The organism is Streptomyces europaeiscabiei (assembly GCF_036346855.1).
Lineage (GTDB): Bacteria > Actinomycetota > Actinomycetes > Streptomycetales > Streptomycetaceae > Streptomyces > Streptomyces europaeiscabiei.
In genome coordinates, this window is sequence record NZ_CP107841.1 from 7,797,911 (window position 1) to 7,815,558 (window position 17,648).

The 17,648-nt window shown below is 71.5% G+C and carries 14 protein-coding genes; 11 read left to right on the forward strand and 3 right to left on the reverse strand.

Going from position 1 to position 17,648, the window contains the following annotated elements; genetic code table 11:
• The first annotated feature begins 760 nt into the window (after positions 1-760).
• The 6 genes from OG858_RS34035 to trpD all read left to right on the forward strand — a co-directional run bounded on the left by OG858_RS34035 (position 761) and on the right by trpD (position 8,748).
• Positions 761-3,736: an AfsR/SARP family transcriptional regulator gene (locus tag OG858_RS34035; RefSeq protein ID WP_327725088.1), complete on the forward strand. Its 2,976-nt coding sequence runs from the start codon at positions 761-763 to the stop codon at positions 3,734-3,736.
• A 126-nt stretch (positions 3,737-3,862) separates the two neighbouring features.
• Positions 3,863-4,900 carry a 2,3-diaminopropionate biosynthesis protein SbnB gene (gene sbnB, locus OG858_RS34040; protein ID WP_319264501.1) on the forward strand — a complete coding sequence of 346 codons (1,038 nt, stop codon included), beginning with the start codon at positions 3,863-3,865 and terminating at the stop codon, positions 4,898-4,900.
• 35 nt (positions 4,901-4,935) lie between these two features.
• The gene (locus OG858_RS34045) at positions 4,936-6,459 is read left to right on the forward strand and encodes an anthranilate synthase component I family protein (protein ID WP_327745037.1); all 1,524 of its coding nucleotides are present in this window, start codon (positions 4,936-4,938) and stop codon (positions 6,457-6,459) included.
• On the forward strand, positions 6,456-7,046 hold the full coding sequence (locus OG858_RS34050; RefSeq protein ID WP_086753003.1) for an anthranilate synthase component II: 591 nt from the start codon (positions 6,456-6,458) through the stop codon (positions 7,044-7,046). Before OG858_RS34045 ends, OG858_RS34050 begins: the two co-directional genes overlap by 4 nt.
• 258 nt (positions 7,047-7,304) lie before the next feature.
• Positions 7,305-7,619: a hypothetical protein gene (locus OG858_RS34055; protein ID WP_328544172.1), complete on the forward strand. Its 315-nt coding sequence runs from the start codon at positions 7,305-7,307 to the stop codon at positions 7,617-7,619.
• Positions 7,620-7,668: 49 nt separating this feature from the next.
• Positions 7,669-8,748 carry an anthranilate phosphoribosyltransferase gene (gene trpD, locus OG858_RS34060; RefSeq protein WP_327745039.1) on the forward strand — a complete coding sequence of 360 codons (1,080 nt, stop codon included), beginning with the start codon at positions 7,669-7,671 and terminating at the stop codon, positions 8,746-8,748.
• 204 nt (positions 8,749-8,952) lie between these two features.
• Here trpD and OG858_RS34065 read toward each other — a convergent pair whose 3' ends face one another.
• The 3 genes from OG858_RS34065 to OG858_RS34075 form a co-directional block, all read right to left on the reverse strand.
• Complete coding sequence (locus tag OG858_RS34065; protein WP_327745040.1) at positions 8,953-10,221, reverse strand: cation:proton antiporter domain-containing protein; 1,269 nt, start codon at positions 10,219-10,221, stop codon at positions 8,953-8,955.
• On the reverse strand, positions 10,208-10,867 hold the full coding sequence (locus tag OG858_RS34070; protein WP_086752044.1) for a flavin reductase family protein: 660 nt from the start codon (positions 10,865-10,867) through the stop codon (positions 10,208-10,210). The genes OG858_RS34065 and OG858_RS34070 overlap by 14 nt, the downstream gene beginning before the upstream one ends.
• Positions 10,868-10,986: 119 nt before the next feature.
• Positions 10,987-12,603, reverse strand: coding sequence for a tryptophan halogenase family protein (locus tag OG858_RS34075; RefSeq protein ID WP_086752046.1), 1,617 nt, complete (start codon positions 12,601-12,603; stop codon positions 10,987-10,989).
• A gap of 286 nt (positions 12,604-12,889) precedes the next feature.
• Here OG858_RS34075 and sbnA point away from each other — a divergent pair, with 286 nt between their 5' ends.
• The 5 genes from sbnA to fabG all read left to right on the forward strand — a co-directional run bounded on the left by sbnA (position 12,890) and on the right by fabG (position 17,623).
• A complete protein-coding gene (gene sbnA, locus OG858_RS34080) occupies positions 12,890-13,936 on the forward strand; it encodes a 2,3-diaminopropionate biosynthesis protein SbnA (RefSeq protein ID WP_086752048.1) in 1,047 nt (348 codons plus the stop codon).
• 81 nt (positions 13,937-14,017) lie between these two features.
• The gene (locus tag OG858_RS34085; RefSeq protein WP_086752050.1) at positions 14,018-14,281 is read left to right on the forward strand and encodes an acyl carrier protein; all 264 of its coding nucleotides are present in this window, start codon (positions 14,018-14,020) and stop codon (positions 14,279-14,281) included.
• Positions 14,278-15,534 carry a beta-ketoacyl-[acyl-carrier-protein] synthase family protein gene (locus tag OG858_RS34090; RefSeq protein ID WP_319064371.1) on the forward strand — a complete coding sequence of 419 codons (1,257 nt, stop codon included), beginning with the start codon at positions 14,278-14,280 and terminating at the stop codon, positions 15,532-15,534. The genes OG858_RS34085 and OG858_RS34090 overlap by 4 nt, the downstream gene beginning before the upstream one ends.
• A gap of 204 nt (positions 15,535-15,738) precedes the next feature.
• Positions 15,739-16,833 carry a beta-ketoacyl synthase N-terminal-like domain-containing protein gene (locus OG858_RS34095; RefSeq protein WP_086752056.1) on the forward strand — a complete coding sequence of 365 codons (1,095 nt, stop codon included), beginning with the start codon at positions 15,739-15,741 and terminating at the stop codon, positions 16,831-16,833.
• A gap of 46 nt (positions 16,834-16,879) precedes the next feature.
• On the forward strand, positions 16,880-17,623 hold the full coding sequence (gene fabG / locus OG858_RS34100; RefSeq protein WP_319064373.1) for a 3-oxoacyl-ACP reductase FabG: 744 nt from the start codon (positions 16,880-16,882) through the stop codon (positions 17,621-17,623).
• The last annotated feature ends 25 nt before the right edge of the window (positions 17,624-17,648 follow it).

Consider the following 17,648-nt stretch of genomic DNA (forward strand, 5'->3'; position numbering starts at 1 on the left):
TGACTCGGGGACTGCGGCGCCGGCCTCGGCCGTCGCACCCGTCAGTGCGGTTGCGGCGCTGTGCCCTTGTGCCCGATCGGATCCAGAAGTGTGCCCATCGTGGCGGGATGGCCGGCCGCCGGGTCGGGTCCGGACCGGGCGGCGGCCGGTCCCGCGGTACCGGCCGCCGGTCCCCGTTCCCGGCTCCGGTTGCGTCGCGAGGAGCGAAGGTTGCGGGCACCGGACGGGCGCTGAGCGGCCGTTCACGCCTCCGCGGCCTGATCGTTTTCGGTCAGGGTGCCGGTTCCGCGTCCGCCTGCGGGGCGGTGGACATCGTTGATCCGGCCACGGGGGCCATTGTTTTCCGGCTGCTCCCACCTGCTCCCTGGGCCACGCGGGCCCACCGGACAAGGCGGTTGTCCGGTATGGCTTGATCGGATCACCTGTGCGATAGCGAATCAGCCATTCGCGCGGGCGGGGTGGTCGGATCCCGGGTGTGGAATCCGACCACCACAGGTCCCGGGGAGTGTCATGGTTACCGAAGGTAAGGATCAACGGGTTCCCGGAAGCGCTATTCCACCCCGGATTACTCGATGCGAATGCGCACACCTGATCTCTTGTGCAGTCCGAGAAAAGGAAAGAGGATTCCCTGATTCCGCGTCATCGAAGCCCCTGACCTCAGGGACGGCCGGAAAACACCAGGGAACCGGCCCGGCCGCTCAGGTATTGTCGTCCAGGCGCTCCGGTGAGGACGGTGGGCGGAGTTCTGGGGGGAACATCCGTGGGTGAGCGGGTCGGTTTCAAGATCCTTGGGCCCCTGTCGGTGACGGCGAACGGCCGTGCGCTCACCGTCGGCGGTGCGCGCCAGCGAACGGTCCTGGCTCTGCTGCTGCTCAACCCCGGCCGGATCGTGCCGGTCGACACCCTCGTCGACGCTGTCTGGAACAGTGGCCCTCCCGCCACCGCCCGTACCCAGATCGCGATCGTGATCGCCGCCCTGCGCAAGACCTTCAAGGCCGAGGGCGTCACCGAGGACATCATCGTCACCGCCCACCCCGGTTACGTCCTCAGATCCGAGGGTCACGCGGTCGACTCGGTGGACTTCGCCCGGCTGGTCAAGGACGCCGAGACGGCAGTGGAACAGGGCCGACACGCCGACGCGGCCGACAGCTACGCGCAGGCCCTCGCCCTGTGGACGGGCCCCGCCTTCGCCGGCATCGCCAGCCCGGTGGTGGAGGACGAGGCCGCCCGGCTCGAAGGACACCGTCTCAACGCCTACGACGACGCCACCGCCGTCCTGCTGGAACTCGGCAGCCACCAGGACCTCGTACCGGAGCTGACGTCCGTCGTGCGGGAGCATCCGCTGCGCGAGCGCACCCGGCACCATCTGATGCTCGCGCAGTACCGGTCCGGGCGGCGGGCCGAGGCGATGGGCACCTTCCGGGAGGCGCGCGCCCAGTTCATCGAGGAACTCGGCATGGAGCCGGGTCCCGACCTGCAGGAACTGCACGACGCGATCCTGCGCGACGACCCCTCCCTCGCCCCCGCGCCGCCGGTTTCCACCACCGAGGCGCTGCGCTCCGACTCCGTCATCGTCCCCTCCGAACTCCCGCCGGACGTGCCCGGCTTCACCGGCCGCGGGGCCGAACTGGCGTTACTGGACCTGCTGGTGGCCGACCGGGACCGGCAACAGGGGCCCGCCTTCGGGCTGATCACCGGTATCGCGGGCGTCGGCAAGACCGGCCTCGCGGTCCGCTGGGCCCACCGGGCCGCCGCCCACTTCCCGGACGGACGGCTCTTCGCCGACCTGCGTGGCTACGACGAGGAGCACGAGCCGACCGTCGCCGCCGACGTCATCAGCCGCTTCCTGCGCTCGCTGGGCGTACCCAGTGACCAGATACCGCCGGAGACGGAGGCGCTCGTCGCGCTGTACCGCAGCGTGCTCGCCGAGCGGCAGGTGCTCGTCGTCCTGGACAACGTCCGCTCCTATGCGCAGCTGCGCACCCTGCTGCCCGGCAGCGGGCGCTGCGCCGTGCTGGTCACCAGCCGGGACCAGCTGGAGGAACTGGTCACCTGGCCGCAGGAGGCCCGGGTGCACCTCGGCGTGCTGCCCGAGCCGGAGGCCGTGGAACTGCTCGGCCGGATCGTCGGCACCGAACGCATCGCCTCCGCCCGCGCCGACACCGTACGGCTGGCCGAGCTGTGCGACCGGCTGCCGCTGGCACTTCGCATCGCCGCCGCCCGGCTCGCCTCCAAACCGCACTGGACCGTACGGCACCTGGTGACCCGGCTCAACGACGAGGCCCGTCGGCTGGACGAGCTGAGCCAGGGCGCTTCCCGGGTACGGGCCAGCTTCGCGCTGTCGTACCGCTATCTGCCCGAGGACGCGGCGCTGCTCTACCGGCGGCTCGGCCTGCTCGACGTGCCGGACTTCGCCGCCTGGGTCGGCGGCGCGCTGCTCGACATCGACGTGCTGGACGCCGAGCGGATCATGGAGGATCTCGTCGACGCCCAGTTCCTGGAGGTCGTCGGCGTCGACGCGACCGGCCGACTGCGCTACCGGCTGCAGAACCTGATGCGCCTCTACGCCCGCGAGCGGGCCTACGCCGAGGAGCCGTCGGACGCCCAGCGGGCCGCCCGCGAGCGCGCTTTCCGCACCTGGCTGACGATCGCGGAGGAGGCCCACCGGCGGGAGTTCGGCGGCCACTTCAGCGTCGTGCACAGCGAGGTGGCGCGTCGGCGGGTCGACCCCATCCACCTCGACGAACTCCTCGACTCGCCGCTGGAATGGCTGGAGGCGGAACGCCTGTCGCTGGTCGCCGCGGTCGAGCAGACGGCCGCCCTGGGCATGGCCGACCTCGCCTGGGACCTCACGGTCTCGGCGGCGGTGCTCTTCGAGACGCGGCACTACCTGGACGACTGGCGGATCTGCTCCGAGGCGGCGCTGGCCGCGGCCCGCAGGACGGGCAACCTGCGCGGGCAGGCCGCCATGCTCCACCAGCTCGGCGGCGTCGCCCAGTCCTACCGCCGACTGGAGGAGGCGCACGCCCGCTACAGCGAGGCGCTGGAGCTGTTCGAGCAGGCCGACGAGGAGCACGGGCAGGCGCTGAACCTGCGCAACCTGTCGATCCTGGACCGGTTCCGCGGCAACCTGGACGTCGCCATGGAGCGGCTGCGGACGGCCCGGGACATCCTGCGCCGGGTCGGCGACACTTCCTCCGAGGCGCACACGCTCGACAACATGGCGCAGATCGAACTGGACCGCGGCTCCACCGAGCTGGCGATGAAGCTGAGTCTCGAAGCGGTGCAGCTCATGGAGTCGATCGGCGGCGGCAGCCGGCGCGGCGCCGCCCAGACCCTGCACCGGCTGGGCCGGGTGCATCTGGCCCGGTCGGACTTCGACCAGGCGGAAAAAGCGTTCCAGCAGGTGGTCGCGCTGGTCACCGACAAGTCCGACCGGGTGGGGCTCGCCTACGCCCTGTTGGGACTCGGGGAGAGCCGCCTGGGCGCGGACGAGGTGGACGCCGCCGCGACCACGCTGACCGAGGCGCTGGAGATCGTCGAACGCATCGACGCCCCCCTCGTCGACGGCCGGATCAACCTCGCCCTCGGCGACACGCTGCGCCGCCTGGGCCGCCACGACGCGGCGCGTGAACGGCTGACCACCGCCCACGACGTCTTCGTCCGCGCCGACGCCCCGCAGTGGCGCGCGGAGGCGGAACGCGCGCTGGCCCGGCTGGAGAACGAGGAAGGCTGACGCCGGGCGGCTGCGGGGCGGGGCCCGGGTCCCCGTGACTGCCGTTGTAGACGACCGATACCCCACCGATAAGCGGGCTGCCTACGTTCGGCCGGTACCACTGTCAGCCGAAATGTGGAGTACACGATGCCGCCTGTCGCCAAGGCGCCCACCTTCGCCGTGATCTCCGGGGCCCAGGTCCACCGGGTCCTGGCGGGCCGCCACCAGGAGGTGGTGCGTCTGATCGAAACGGCGTACCGCGTCCACGGTGCCGGTGACACCGTCAATCCGCCGTCCTACTTCCTTCGCTTCCCCGACCGGCCGGCCTCCCGCATCATCGCGCTCCCCGCGTCGATCGGCGGCGGCATCGGCGTGGACGGCCTGAAATGGATCTCCAGCTTCCCCGACAACGTGGCGGCGGGCCTCCCGCGCGCCTCCGCCGTGCTCATCCTCAACGACCCGGACACCGGCTATCCGCTGGCCTGCCTGGAGAGTTCGATCATCAGCGCGGCTCGTACGGCCGCCTCCGCGGCGCTGGCCGCCGAGGCCCTCGGCCGGGCGCGCGGGGACCGGCCGCGCCGCGTGGGCTTCTTCGGCACCGGTCTCATCGCCCGGTACATCCACCAGTATCTGGCGGGTACCGGCTGGGAGTTCGACGAGATCGGCGTGCACGACCTGTCGGCGGAGCACGCCGCCGGGTTCGCCGGACACCTCGACCGCTCCGGGTCCGGGGGCCGGGTCACCGTGCACGGCTCGGCCGAGGACCTCGTCCGCGGCAGCGACCTCGTCGTCTTCGCCACCGTCGCCGGCACCCCGCACGTCACCGACCCCGGCTGGTTCGGCCACCACCCGCTGGTGCTGCACGTGTCGCTGCGCGACCTGGCGCCGGAGGTGATCCTCACCGGCGCCAACTTCGTCGACGACGTCGAGCACTGCCTGAAGGCCGACACATCCCCGCACCTGGCCGAACGGCTCAGCGGCGGAAGGGAGTTCATCGACGGCACCCTCTACGACGTGCTGACCGGCGTGGCCGCTGTGCCCGCCGACCGGCCCGTGTTCTTCTCGCCGTTCGGACTCGGCGTCCTCGACCTCGCCGTCGGCAAGCACGTCTACGACCGGCTGCTCGAATCCGGTGAACTCGCCGTCGAGCAGGACTTCTTCCACGAGCTGCGCCGCTACGGCTGACCATCGCCCGCCACCTTTCGAGGATGGGTTCACCTGTGACCACACTGCTCGACTCACCGCCCCGAGCGGCCGGCGCACCACGCCGGTCCCTCACCGTCCGCGTCGACGAGACCTTCCTGCCCCCGCACGACCCGCTGGACCTGTACGCGGCCCTGCGCGCCCGCGCCGCTGACGAGGTGTTCCTGCTGGAGAGCCTCGCCGCCCCCGAGGGGGACGGCAACGGCGCCGTCGTCGGCCACGGCCGGCTCGCCGAACTCCAGGTGCATTCCGACCGCGTCACCGTCGACGGAGCCCCCGCCGTCACCGAGGCGCTGCGCGCCGCCGCCGTCGACCTGGGGCTGGCCGAACTGCCGGACGGGGCCCGCGCCCTGGCCGACGCCGACCAGGTGTGGGAGCTGCTGCGGGCCGCCCAGCGGGCGTTCACCGTGGAGAGCTCGGTGCCCGCGGACGGATACGCCTTCGGCTTCCTGGCCACAGTCGGCTACGGCGCCGCCTGGCACATGGAACGGCTGCCCGAGCGCACAGCCGACGGCGGCCCCGACCTCGTCCTGACCCTCTTCCGCGAGGTCGTGTGCTACGACCTCGACGCGGGCACCGCCCGGCTGCTCACCGCCCGTTGCCCGGACTTCCCACCCGCCGCTCTCCCCGGCCTCGTCGCCGCGGTCGCCGCCGGGCTGCGCCCGCCCGCGCCGGAGCCCGCCCCGCTGCCCGCGGTGCCCGTCCCGCGCACGGTCCGCGACAGCACCGATGAGCGGACCTTCCTCGCCCAGGTGGAACGCTGCATGGCACACATCGGCGTCGGGGACATCTACCAGATCCAGATCGGCCATCGCATCGACGTGGACACCGAGCTGACGCCGCTGGACGTCTACCGGAGGCTGCGGCACCGCAACCCGTCGCCGTACATGTACCTCGTCCCGCGCGACGGCTCCACGCTCATCGGCGCCAGCCCTGAGGTGCTGTTCCGCACCGAGGGCGACCGGATCGTCATGCGGCCCATCGCCGGCACCACCCCGCGCAGCGGCGACCCGGCGGTCGACGGGCCGCGCATCGAGGCACTGAAGGCCAGCGAGAAGGAACGCGCCGAGCACGTCATGCTGGTCGACCTGTGCCGCAACGACATCGGCCGGGTCAGTGTGCCGGGCACACTGGACGTGCAGCGGCTGATGACCGTGGAGACGTACTCGCACGTCTTCCATCTGGTCTCCACCGTCGAGGGTGCCCTCGCGCCCGGCGAGGACACCTGGTCGGCGCTGCGCGCCACCTTCCCGGCCGGCACGGTCACCGGCGCCCCGAAGATCCGCGCCATGGAGATCATCGAGGAGTTGGAGAGCGAGCCCCGGCGGATGTACGCGGGCGCGGTCGGCCTGGTCGACGTGCGCGGCTGGTCCCGGCTCGCCCTGTGCATCCGCACCATCACCCACGACGGGACGGCGTACTCCACCCAGAGCTGCGCCGGCATCGTCGCCGACTCCGAGCCGCTCGCCGAGTGGCACGAGACGCTGCACAAGATGGGCGCCGCCTATTGGGCGCTCACCGGTGAGGAGCTGCTGCCGTGAAGGTCCTGCTCGTCGACGCCTACGACAGCTTCACCCACATCATCGACCAGTACCTGCGCACCCTGGGCGCCGAGACCGACGTGGTGCGGTCGGGCACCCGCACCCCGGCGCAGCTCGCGGCACGGGGGGCGGAGGCGGTGGTGCTGGGGCCCGGGCCGGGCCATCCGGCCGACTCGGGGCACGTGGAGCTGGTGCACACCTTCGCCGGGCGGGTGCCGCTGCTCGGCATCTGCCTCGGCCACCAGGCGATCGGCCTCGCCTACGGGGCACGGATCGCCGTCGCCGCCCGGCTCAAGCACGGCAAGACCAGCCCCGTCGCGCACGACGGCGCCGGGGTTTTCACCGGCCTGGGCGACGAGGTGACCGCCACCCGGTACCACTCGCTCGTCGTCGAGGAGCCGTTGCCGCGGGAGCTGACCGTGACGGCACGGGCTGTCGACGACGGCTATGTCATGGGTCTGCGGCACCGCGCGTTGGCGGTGGAAGGGGTGCAGTTCCATCCCGAGTCCATCACCACGGTGGGTGGAATGCAGCTGCTGGAGAATTTCCTGCGGATGCCGGCACGGGCCGTCGTACCGGCTGTCTGAGGAATTGAATTCTTTTCGCGTATGGCCCGTGCGAGCTGCGGGGAGGGCCTCCGCAGCCCCCGCGCTACCCCTGGAATCCATGGGTCCGCATTCTCCTTTAACCCATTGTGACCTGCGAGTATATCGCCGTTATTGCTCCAGCAGAGATCGGTGAAGCGCCTCCGATAATCAACTAAAGCCGTAGCTCCGTAATTTTCTCGGTGTCGGGACGGAACGGGACGGACCGAAACCACGAGAACAATTAACGGGGAGACGGAAATGCAGCTCACGCAGATCAAGAAGTCCGGGATCCAGGCCCTCGCCGTAGCCGCGTTCGCGGCCGGCGCCTTGTTCACCAGCGCGGCGGTCGGCGGCGAGGGTGTGGACCCGTGGAGCAACGTGGTGGCGGGCGATGACGGTGTGGACCCGTGGAGCAACGTGGTGGCGGGCGATGACGGTGTGGACCCGTGGAGCAACGTGGTGGCGGGCGATGACGGTGTGGACCCGTGGAGCAACGTGGTGGCGGGCGACGAGGGTGTGGACCCGTGGAGCAACGTGGTGGCCGGCGACGACGGTGTGGATCCCTGGAGCTGACGCCCGCTGGGCACTGGTCCCCGGACCGGATGACTGAAGGAGAACCGGAGTGAACGCAAGGACCGCATCGGGTGGGCCGCAACGGTCCTGGCCCGGACTGCTCGGCTCCGTCCTGAACGGTCGCGACCTGTCCGAGCCGGACACCGCGTGGGTGATGGACCAGGTGATGCGGGGCAAAGCCTCCGACGCCCTGATCGCCGGCTTCCTGGTGGCGCTGCGCGCCAAGGGGGAGACGGTCGGCGAACTGGAAGGGTTGGTGCGGGGCATGATGGCGCACGCAGTACGCATCGACGTGCCGGGGAGGACCGTCGATGTGGTGGGCACCGGCGGGGACGGGGCGAAGACCGTCAACATTTCCACGATGTCCGCGGTCGTGGCGGCGGGCGCGGGAGCGCGCGTCGTCAAGCACGGCAACCGTGCCTCCAGTTCCGCCTCGGGCTCGGCCGACGTACTGGAGAAGCTCGGGGTGAGTCTGCGGCTGCCGCCGGGACAGGTGGCGGCACTGGCGGAGGAGGTCGGGATCACGTTCTGCTACGCCCCGGACTTCCATCCGGCGATGCGGCACGCGGCGGTCGCCCGGCGCGCGCTCGGCATCCTCACCGTCTTCAACGCCCTCGGGCCGCTGACCAACCCGGCGTCGCCCGCGGCCCAGGCGGTCGGCGTCGCCGACGCCCGGCTGCTGCCGCTCGTCGCCGGGGTGCTGGCGCGCCGGGGGGTCGACGCGCTGGTGTTCCGCGGCGACGACGGGCTGGACGAACTGACCGTCACCACCACCTCCACCGTCCTCACGGTCGAAGGCGGCACGGTCCGCCAGGAGTCGTTCGACCCACGGGCAATAGGTTTCGGGTACGCCCCGGTCGAGGCGCTGCGCGGGGCGGACGCCGGATACAACGCGGACGTGGCGCGGCGGATTCTCGGCGGTGAGCGGGGGCCGGTGCGGGACGCCGTCCTCCTCTCGGCCGCCGCCGCCCTGGCCGCGCTGGAGCCGGCCGGCGGACGGACGGTCACCGAACGTCTCGCCCCGGCCGTGGGCCGGGCCGCCGAGGCGATCGACTCGGGTGCCGCCTGGTCCACCCTCGAACGCTGGGCTCTGGCCAGCGCCACCTACGCCCTGACACCGGCGGCCTGACCATGGGCATCCGTACGACCGAGACGCCTCCGGTTGCCGCCGTCACGGCGGGAACCGGAGGCGCGGGGGCGGGCGGGGCGCGGGGCCGCGGATCCGGACCGGCGTGCGGCGGGGGCCGTGGCGCGCGTCCGGGCGGACCCGCACCGGCCCGGGCCGGAGCGGCCGGGGCGGCCCGTCGGGCGGACCCGCCTGCGGCGGGCCGCGTCACGCGGCGGTGACCGGCTGGGGGACGGGGCCGGACGGTTCCGGGGCCGGTGTACGGCGGAACCAGGCGAGGGCGGGAGAGGTCATGGCCGTGGTGATCAGGGCCATCAGGACCAGGATGGTGAACAGGTCCGGGCCGATGACGCCCAGTTCCAGGCCGAGGTTGAGGACGACAAGCTCGGTCAGGCCGCGGCAGTTCATCAGCGCGCCGACCGACATCGCGTCCCGCCAGGACTGGCCCGACAGCCGTGCCGCCGCCGTACTGCCGCCGAACTTGCCGAGCAGGGCAACCGCCAGGACGGCACCGGCCCACAGCCACTGGGCGGCGTCACCGGTGAGCAGCGAGACGTCGGTGCGCAAGCCGGTGCTGACGAAGAACAGCGGCAGCAGCACCGGGACGGTGAACGCCCGCAGCCGGGCGGCGGACAGCTCGACCGCCCGGGAACCGCGGGGCATGACCACGCCGAAGAGGAACGCGCCGAACAGGGCGTGGATGCCGATGCCGTCCGTGACGAAGGCAGACACGCACAGGCCGGCGAAGACGAGCACCAGGACCGAGCTCTCCGCGACCTTGCCGGCCTGCCGGGCCAGCCGGGCCAGCACCGGCCGCACCAGGTACATCATGCAGGCCACGAAGACCAGCGACCAGGCAGCGGTGACGGCCGCCTGCTCCGCCGAGCCACTGGTGCTGACCGCCGCGACCAGCGCCAGCAGGCACCACGCGCTGACGTCGTCCACGGCCGCGCACGCCATCGCCAGCGACCCGAGGGGAGTGGTGTAGAGGCCGCGGTCGGTGAGGATGCGGGCCAGCACCGGGAAGGCGGTGATGCTCATGGCGACGGCGACGAACAGGACGAACGGCAGCCGGTGCACCCCGGCCGGAGCGAACGGGCCGTACATCCCGAGCGCCAGCAGCGCGCCCAGCAGCAGAGGCAGCGCGATGCCGACGTAGGAGACGGTGACCGCTGTACGGCTGTGGCCGCGCAGGGCCGACAGGTCCAGCTCCAGGCCGACCAGGAACATGAAGGCGAGCAGGCCGAGATTGCCCAGCACCAGCAGGTGGGGGAGGATCTCCGCCGGGAACAGCCAGTGCTGGGCGGCGGGGGAGATCCAGCCGAGCAGCGACGGGCCGAGCAGGATGCCGAGGGTGATCTCGCCGATGACCGGGGGCTGCCCGATCCGGCGGAAGAGCAGCGCGCCGATACGGCACACGCCGATCACCACGGGTACGGCGACGAGCAGGCCGGGCAGCGGGTCAGGAGCCGACACGGGCTTCTCCTTCCAGGGGTGAGGGTACGGCGAGCGCGGGTGCCGGCAGGGCGGGGGCCGGCGCGGGCCGTGCCTCCGGCGCCGGGGCCGACTCGGCCGCCGACCAGCGGGCGTACCGGCGTCTGCCGTAGAGCAGCGGTGATCTGCCGTCGGTGTGGGTGACGCGGGTGACCCGGCCGAAGACGGCCGTGTGGTCGCCGACCTCCACGGCGTGCACCACCGTGCAGTCCGCGACGGCGAGCGCGGCCTCCGTCAGGTGCGGCCCCGCGGCACCCAGCGGGAGCCGCCACTCGGCGTGCGCGAACCGGTCGGTGCTGCCGGAGGCGAACAGGTCGGAGACGGTCCGCGCCTCCTCGTGCAGCAGGTTCAGAGCGAAGTGCCCGCTGTCCAGGGCGGCACGCAGGGTCGGGCCGGCGGTGCGCAGGCAGACCACCAGGGTCGCCGGGTCCAGCGCCACGCTCGCCAGCGAGCTGCACGTCATCCCGCGCGGGGCGGAGTCGGCGCCGAGCGCGGTCACCACGCTGACCCCGGAGGGGAAGGACGCCATCAGGGGGCGTATGTCGGGTGAGTCCGGCGCGGCGGCCGGCGCCGCCGAAGGGGTCGAAGTGGTCGAGAGGGTGGTCGTCGTCTCAGCTGTACCAGTCATGCGGTCGGCTCCTGTCGGAAGCAGGATCGGGCACGGGATCGGGACGGTGCGGGTCTGGCCCGGCGGGCTGCGGTGGCTCAGCGCCGCCGGGCCGATCCGTGGTCGGGGGCGGTCGGGGGCTACTTTCCGTGCAGGCTGCGCAGGTAGTCGTAGGCGCTGGGCAGCGTGTCCAACAGGTGCTGCTGCTCCTGTTTGACCTTGTCGAACAGCGGCTGGGCGCCCGCGACGGACTCCGGCTTGTGGGCGAGCGCGGGCAGCGGACTGTCCGGCTCCAGGCCGAGGCCGGCGAAGATGCAGTAATAGCTGCCGTTGGTCCAGAAGTTGCGGAACTCCGCCTCGAAGTTCCCGTAGTACGTGGACTCGTCGGCGATCGGGGAATTGACCGGGAGTCCCGCCTTGTACGCCTCGATCTTCCGCTGGATGTTCTCCGGCAGCTTCAGCTCCTTCTGGGCCTGCCAGAACGGCGAGTCGTTGCGCGGCGCGTAGTAGAAATGCGCCTGGATGAAGTCACGGGTGTCGTCGAACATCACCTCGATCTCCTGGTTGAAGCTGTCCACCAGGGCCGGGTTGAAGGTGCGGTCGGGGAAATGCTTGGCGAGCTGGTAGATCGCGGCGGTGATGAAGTAGATGCCGGTCGACTCCAGCGGCTCCAGGAAGCACGAGGAAAGGCCTATGCTCACTACGTTGTTGACCCAGGCGCGGCGGTTGCGGCCGACCCGGAAGCGGACGTGGTTGAACTGCGTCTGGGCGGGGTCGAGCCCCCACAGTTCACAGAACTCCGCGGTCGCCTCGTCCTGCGAGGTGAATCTGCTGGAATAGACGTAGCCGGACCCGAAACGGCCCAGCATCGGAATCTTCCAGGCCCAGCCGGAGGACATCGCGATGGCCGAGGTGTACGGCTCGACCCCGTTCGCCTCGTCGTCGTGCGGCACGGCGGTGGCCACCGCGCTGTCACACATCAGGTGGTCGCTCATGTCGACGAACGGCTCGCCCAGCGCCTTGTTGATCAGCAGCCCGCGGAAGCCCGAGCAGTCGACGAACAGGTCGGCGTCGAGCACCCGGCCGGACTTGGTGTGCAGGGCCGTGACATGGCCGCGCCCGTCCTGCTCGACCCGCACCATCTCGTCCTGGATGTGCTCCACGCCCTGCTTGTCGGTGGCGAAGCGGCGCAGGAAGTCGGCGACCAGGGCGGCGTCGAAGTGCCAGGCGTACCGGGTGGACTCGGTGCCGTCGAGCCACTTCGGTGACTTCTTCGCGTCCATCACCGGCGGCTCGCGGAAGCAGGCGTAGTCGAACGGCTCGTCGGTGCGGCCCTCGTGCCTGTTCTTGTACCAGTAGTGGGACAGCGGCGTGTTGTCGTGGTCGGGCAGGATGCCGAACGGGTGGTAGAAGTGGTCCGGCCGGCCGCTGTCCAGCGTGCGCGCCCCGGGCTCACCGCGGCCCGGGGTGCGCCAGTTGACGAAGCGCACGGCCATCTTGAAGCTGGCGTTGCACTCGCGCATCCACTCCTCCTCGGATATGCCGAGGTAGTCGAAGAGCACTCGGTGCAGATTCGGCACGGTGGCCTCGCCCACGCCGATCCGGGGAATGGACGGGGCCTCCAGTACCTGGATGTCGACGGTGCCCTGGAGCGCCTTGCCGAGATAGGCGGCGGTCATCCATCCGGCCGTGCCACCGCCGAGGATGACGACTTTGCGGATGCGGGAGTCGGTGTCGGTCGTACCGATGTCGGTCATAGGGGAGCTCATTTCTCCGGTCGGGTGCGTCTGTGCGCCTTTGTGTGCAGCGCCTTTTCGTGCTGTCCAGTGCGTTTACACGCCAGAATCGGCTGGCCCGCTATGCGGCATCTATAGGTGGCCGGAACTGCCGCTTGAGCAGGTTCATATGGGTGAGGTATAGGCGGCTCGGCGATTCTCGGGTGGCGTCGAAAACCGCCCCGCAACTCCCAGCAGAGGATGGCTGCATCAGATGCCGTACGAAGACGGGAATGCCGTTGCCCAGGGACCGGGCGGACTTCCCGGCATGCCGCCTGCCGAACTCCGGGGAATCCTGGCCGTGGTGGGGAAAACCCCGCTCATAGAGCTGGAAAGGCTCGCACCGGACATACCGGTACGCCTCTTCGCCAAGGCCGAGCGGTTCAATCCCGGCGGCAGTGTCAAGGACCGGTCGGCGCTCTCGATGGTGCTGACCCGGATCCGCTCCGGGGAGCTCGTGCCCGGTCGTTCCACGGTGATCGAGTCCAGTTCCGGGAACCTCGCGATCGGACTCGCCCAGATCTGTGCGTACTTCGGACTGCGCTTCATCTGCGTGGTCGATGCGCGCACCACCCAGCAGAACCTCGCGATCCTGCGGGCCTACGGCGCCCGGGTCGAGGTCGTCACCGACCCGGACCCGGTCACCGGGGAACTGCTGCCCATGCGGCTGCGCAGGGTGGCCGAACTGCTGGCCTCGACACCCGACTCGTACTGGCCCGACCAGTACGCCAACCCGCTCAACCGGCAGGCGCACCTGACCACGATGCGTGAGATCGCCGAGGCGCTGGACGGCAAGGTCGACCACCTGATCCTGGCGGCCGGCACCGGCGGCACCCTGGGCGGTTGCGCCGAGTACATCCGGCAGAGCGGCCTGACGACGACCGTGCACGCGGTGGACGCCGTCGGCAGCGTGCTGTTCGGTCGGACCGCCGGCTGTACCCGGCTGGTGCCGGGCCACGGCGCGTCGATCCGGCCCAAGCTGCTGCGGCCCTCGGACGCCGATCACGTCGTACACGTCACCGACCTGGACTGTGTGGTGGGCTGCCGCCGGCTCGTACGGCGCGAGGCGATCCTCGCGGGCGGCTCCTCGGGAGCCGTGGTCTCCGCGCTGGACCGCATCGCACCGGGCCTCGAACCCGGCTCCAACGTCGTGCTGATCCTGCCCGACGGCGGCGACCGCTACCTCGACACGATCTACGACGACACCTGGGTGCGCCGGCACTTCGGCGAGATCGCCGAGCTGTCGCAGGAGAGCGGTCTGCCGCCGCAACTCATCGCTGATTTAGAGGAGTTGGCGGATATAGGGCACCGATAGCGGGCCCCGCCACCATGAACGCATCCCCGAACACCACCACCCGAGGCCCGCGCGGCCGACACCGATGCACGGAGGCAACTGATGACCACTCAGCTCCCCGCCCTGAACGACGGGCAGAAGGCGGAGATCAAGGAGATCGTCTGTGACATCCTCGAGCTGGAGCTCGACGAGGTCACCGACGTCAGCCTGTTCAAGGAGGAGCACGACGCCGACTCGCTGCGCACCATCGAGATCCTCTCCTCCCTGGAGCGGACCTTCGGCATCACCCTGACGCAGTCCGAGCTCAGCCGCATGGTCAACCTCGCCGGCGTCTACGCCGTGGTCGCCGAGGCGCAGGTCAAGTGAGCGGGGACGCGACGCCGGGTCACGGCGGGCGCGGCGCCCGGCACCGGGTGGTCGTCACCGGCCTCGGAGTGGTGACGAGCATCGGTACCGGTGTCGACGCCTTCGCCGCCGGCCTGCGGGCCGGCCGCAGCGGCGCGAAACCGATCGGTGCCTTCGACACCACCGGCTTCGCGTACTCCAACGCCTGCGAGATCACCGACTTCGACGCGGCGGCATGGCTGACCGCCCAGACCCCGGACGACCTGGGCCGGGCCGCGCAGTTCGCGGTCGCCGCGAGCCGGATGGCGGTCGCCGACGCGGGCCTGACCGCACAGCAGGTGCGCGACGTGCGCTCGCTGGTCTCGGTCGGCACCACCGACGGTGAGTCCCGCGACCTCGACCACCTCACCGCGCTCCAGGTCGCCGAGGGCGAGGACACCCTCGACGAGGCGGCGGCCCGCCGGGTGTGGCCCGGCCGGCTGTCGGCCGGCATCGTCCGCGAACTCGGCCTGGAGGACGTGGAGACCGTCACGGTGCCCACCGCCTGCGCGGCCGGCAACTACGCGGTCGGCTACGGCTATGACGCGATCAGCTCCGGAGACGTCGAGATGGCGCTGTGCGGCGGCGCGGACGCACTGTGCCGCAAGACCTTCACCGGCTTCTACCGGCTCGGCACCATCGCACCCGACGTGTGCCGCCCCTTCGACGCCGACCGGCAGGGCATCCTGACCGGCGAGGGCTCCGGCATCCTGCTGATGGAGTCGCTGGAGTCCGCGCTCGCCCGCGGCGCCCGGATCTATGCCGAGGTGCTCGGCTACGGCCTGTCCTGCGACGCCAGCCACCCGGTGGCCCCGGACCGGGACTCCATCGCCCGCTGCATCACCGCGGCACACCGCAACGCCGGCATCGAGGCCGCGGACGTCGACTTCATCTCCGCGCACGGCACCGGCACCAGGGCCAACGACGTGACCGAGGTCGGCGCGATCCGGCAGGTGTTCGGCGACACCCTGCCGCGCACGGTCTCCATCAAGTCGATGATCGGCCACACCATGGGCGCCGCCAGCGCCCTCGCCTCCGCAGCCTGCGCGCTGGCGCTGCGGGACGGCTTCATCCCCCCGACGATCAACCACCGTTCGACCGACCCCGAGTGCGCGGTCGACTGCGTGCCCAACGAGGCGGTCGAGGCGGAGCTGAGGGTCGTTCAGAACAACGGGCTCGCCTTCGGCGGCAACAACGCCGTCCTGGTGCTCGGCAAGTGGGAACAGGCGGCGTAAGGGGGCCTTGCGCGATGCCCGCCCGGGTCGCGTGGGTCTGGTGCCGCACTTCGCCGCGTTGCCGAAAGGCCCTGGTAGCTCCGCTACGAGGGCTCTCCGGCGCCCTGCGATGCACGGCACCAGACCCACGCGACCTCATCGGGCGCTCCTAGTGCAAGGCCCCCTGAGAGCCGGCGGCCGCAACCTTGAGAGGAGTTGACGAGCATGGCGCTCCAGACGAACGCAGCCGCGCCCCGGCTGGCGATATCCGGCTGGGCCGTGTCCTCGCCGTACGGACTGGGCAGGAACGGCTTCACCGAGGGCCTCAGGTCCGGGCAGCGGGCCGTCGCGCCGGTGGACGCGGACACCTGGCCGGTCCCCTACCCGGAGGCCGGGCTGATCCCCGGCTTCGACATCAGGGCCGTCCTCGGCCGCAAGGGCACCCGTTCCATGGACCGGGTCACCGGCATCGCGGCCACCACGGTCGGCATGCTCCTCGACGAGTACGGCACCGGACTCGCCGCCGACCCGGAGCGCACCGGCCTGGTGCTCGGCACCTCCGGCAGCGTCCAGTCGATCATGGACTTCACCCGGGACGCGCTCACCGGCGACAAGCCCTACCTCGTCGACCCGGCGCGTTTCCCCAACACCGTCATGAACTGCCCCGCCGGCGCCAGTGCCATCCGGCACACCCTCAAGGGCCCCAACGTCACCGTCTCCGGCGGCGCCGCCACCGCCCTGCTCGCCCTCCAGTACGCCTCCCGGCTGTTGCGCGGCGGACACGGCACGGCGCTGCTGGCCGGCGCGGCCGAGGAGTTCTCCGTACAGCGGGCCCGGCTGGAACGGGTCGCCGACCACGGTGGTGCCGAACCGCAGCCGCTCGGCGAGGGCGCCGCGCTCTTCCTCCTGGAGGAGGCGTCGGCCGCCCGAGAGGGAGGCCGGCCCGTGCTCGCCTCGGTCCTCGGCTCCCGTTTCCGTGCCTTCCAGGAGACGGGCCGGGCCGGAGCGGCGCTGGAACGCTGCGTCGCCGACGTCCTGGCCGACGCGGAGGCCGCCCCCGGCGACGTCGAACTGATCGTGCCCGGCAACCCGCCCGGCCTGCTCGGCAAACAGGAGGAGTCCGCCCTCGACGGGCTGACCGGCAACCGGCTCCCGGTGCGCTCTCTGGTCGGCGACGCCGGCGCGGCCTCCGCCGCCTTCCAGCTCGCCGCCGCGCTCGCCGAGGCGGAGAGCGAACCGAGCCTGGTGGACCGGCTCGCCCTGATCACCGCGGCCGACCGCGACGGCACCGTCGGCGCGCTGCTGCTGCGGCTGGCCTGAGACACCCGCGCCACCCGTTCCGTCACCGAGGAGAAAGGCACGTCACATGTCCGACACACCGAGGCCGGTGGCCCTGGTCACCGGCGGTTCGCGCGGGATCGGGCGGGCCGTCGTGGAGACCCTGGCCCGCGACGGCCATGACGTAGCGCTGTGCTACCAGTCGAACGAGGAGGCGGCCGCACTCGCCGCCAAGTCGGCCGCCGCACACGGCGCCCGCACCCTCGCCCGCCGCGTCGACGTGACGGACCGGGCCGCGGTGGCCGCGTTCGCGGCCGAGACCGAGGAGCTGCTCGGGCCGGTGGACGTGGTGGTCACCGCAGCCGGGATCGTCCGTGACGGCCACCTGGCGATGATGGCCGACGAGGACTGGGACGCCGTGGTGCGCACCAACCTCGACGGCACCTACAACGTCGTTCGCACGCTCGCCTTCCCCATGCTCAAGCGCCGCCGCGGCACCGTCGTCACGCTCTCCTCGGTCGCCGCGGCGGGCCACGCCACGCAGACCAACTACTCCGCGTCCAAGGCAGGGATCATCGGCTTCACCGCGGCCTTCGCCAAGGAGGCTGGACGCTCCGGCATCCGCGCCAACGCCGTCGCCCCGGGCTTCATCAGCACCGACATGACCGGCGGCCTCTCCGAGAAGCACGCCAAGGAGATGACCCGTCGCATCCCGCTGGGCCGCTTCGGCGAACCCCAGGAGGTCGCGGAACTGGTGTCCTTCCTGGCCGGCGACCGCGCCGCCTACATCACCGGACAGGTCTTCGCCGTCGACGGCGGACTGGTCGTCTGAGAACCCCACCCGCTCAAGGGAGTCA

Coding starts and splice junctions, on each gene's coding strand:
- OG858_RS34070 (WP_086752044.1), bottom strand. CDS start 10,867: ATGACTGGTACAGCTGAGACGACGACCACCCTCTCGACCACTTCGACC.
- OG858_RS34055 (WP_328544172.1), top strand. CDS start 7,305: ATGCAGCTCACGCAGATCAAGAAGTCCGGGATCCAGGCCCTCGCCGTA.
- OG858_RS34085 (WP_086752050.1), top strand. CDS start 14,018: ATGACCACTCAGCTCCCCGCCCTGAACGACGGGCAGAAGGCGGAGATC.
- fabG (WP_319064373.1), top strand. CDS start 16,880: ATGTCCGACACACCGAGGCCGGTGGCCCTGGTCACCGGCGGTTCGCGC.
- OG858_RS34075 (WP_086752046.1), bottom strand. CDS start 12,603: ATGACCGACATCGGTACGACCGACACCGACTCCCGCATCCGCAAAGTC.
- sbnA (WP_086752048.1), top strand. CDS start 12,890: ATGCCGCCTGCCGAACTCCGGGGAATCCTGGCCGTGGTGGGGAAAACC.
- sbnB (WP_319264501.1), top strand. CDS start 3,863: ATGCCGCCTGTCGCCAAGGCGCCCACCTTCGCCGTGATCTCCGGGGCC.
- OG858_RS34095 (WP_086752056.1), top strand. CDS start 15,739: ATGGCGCTCCAGACGAACGCAGCCGCGCCCCGGCTGGCGATATCCGGC.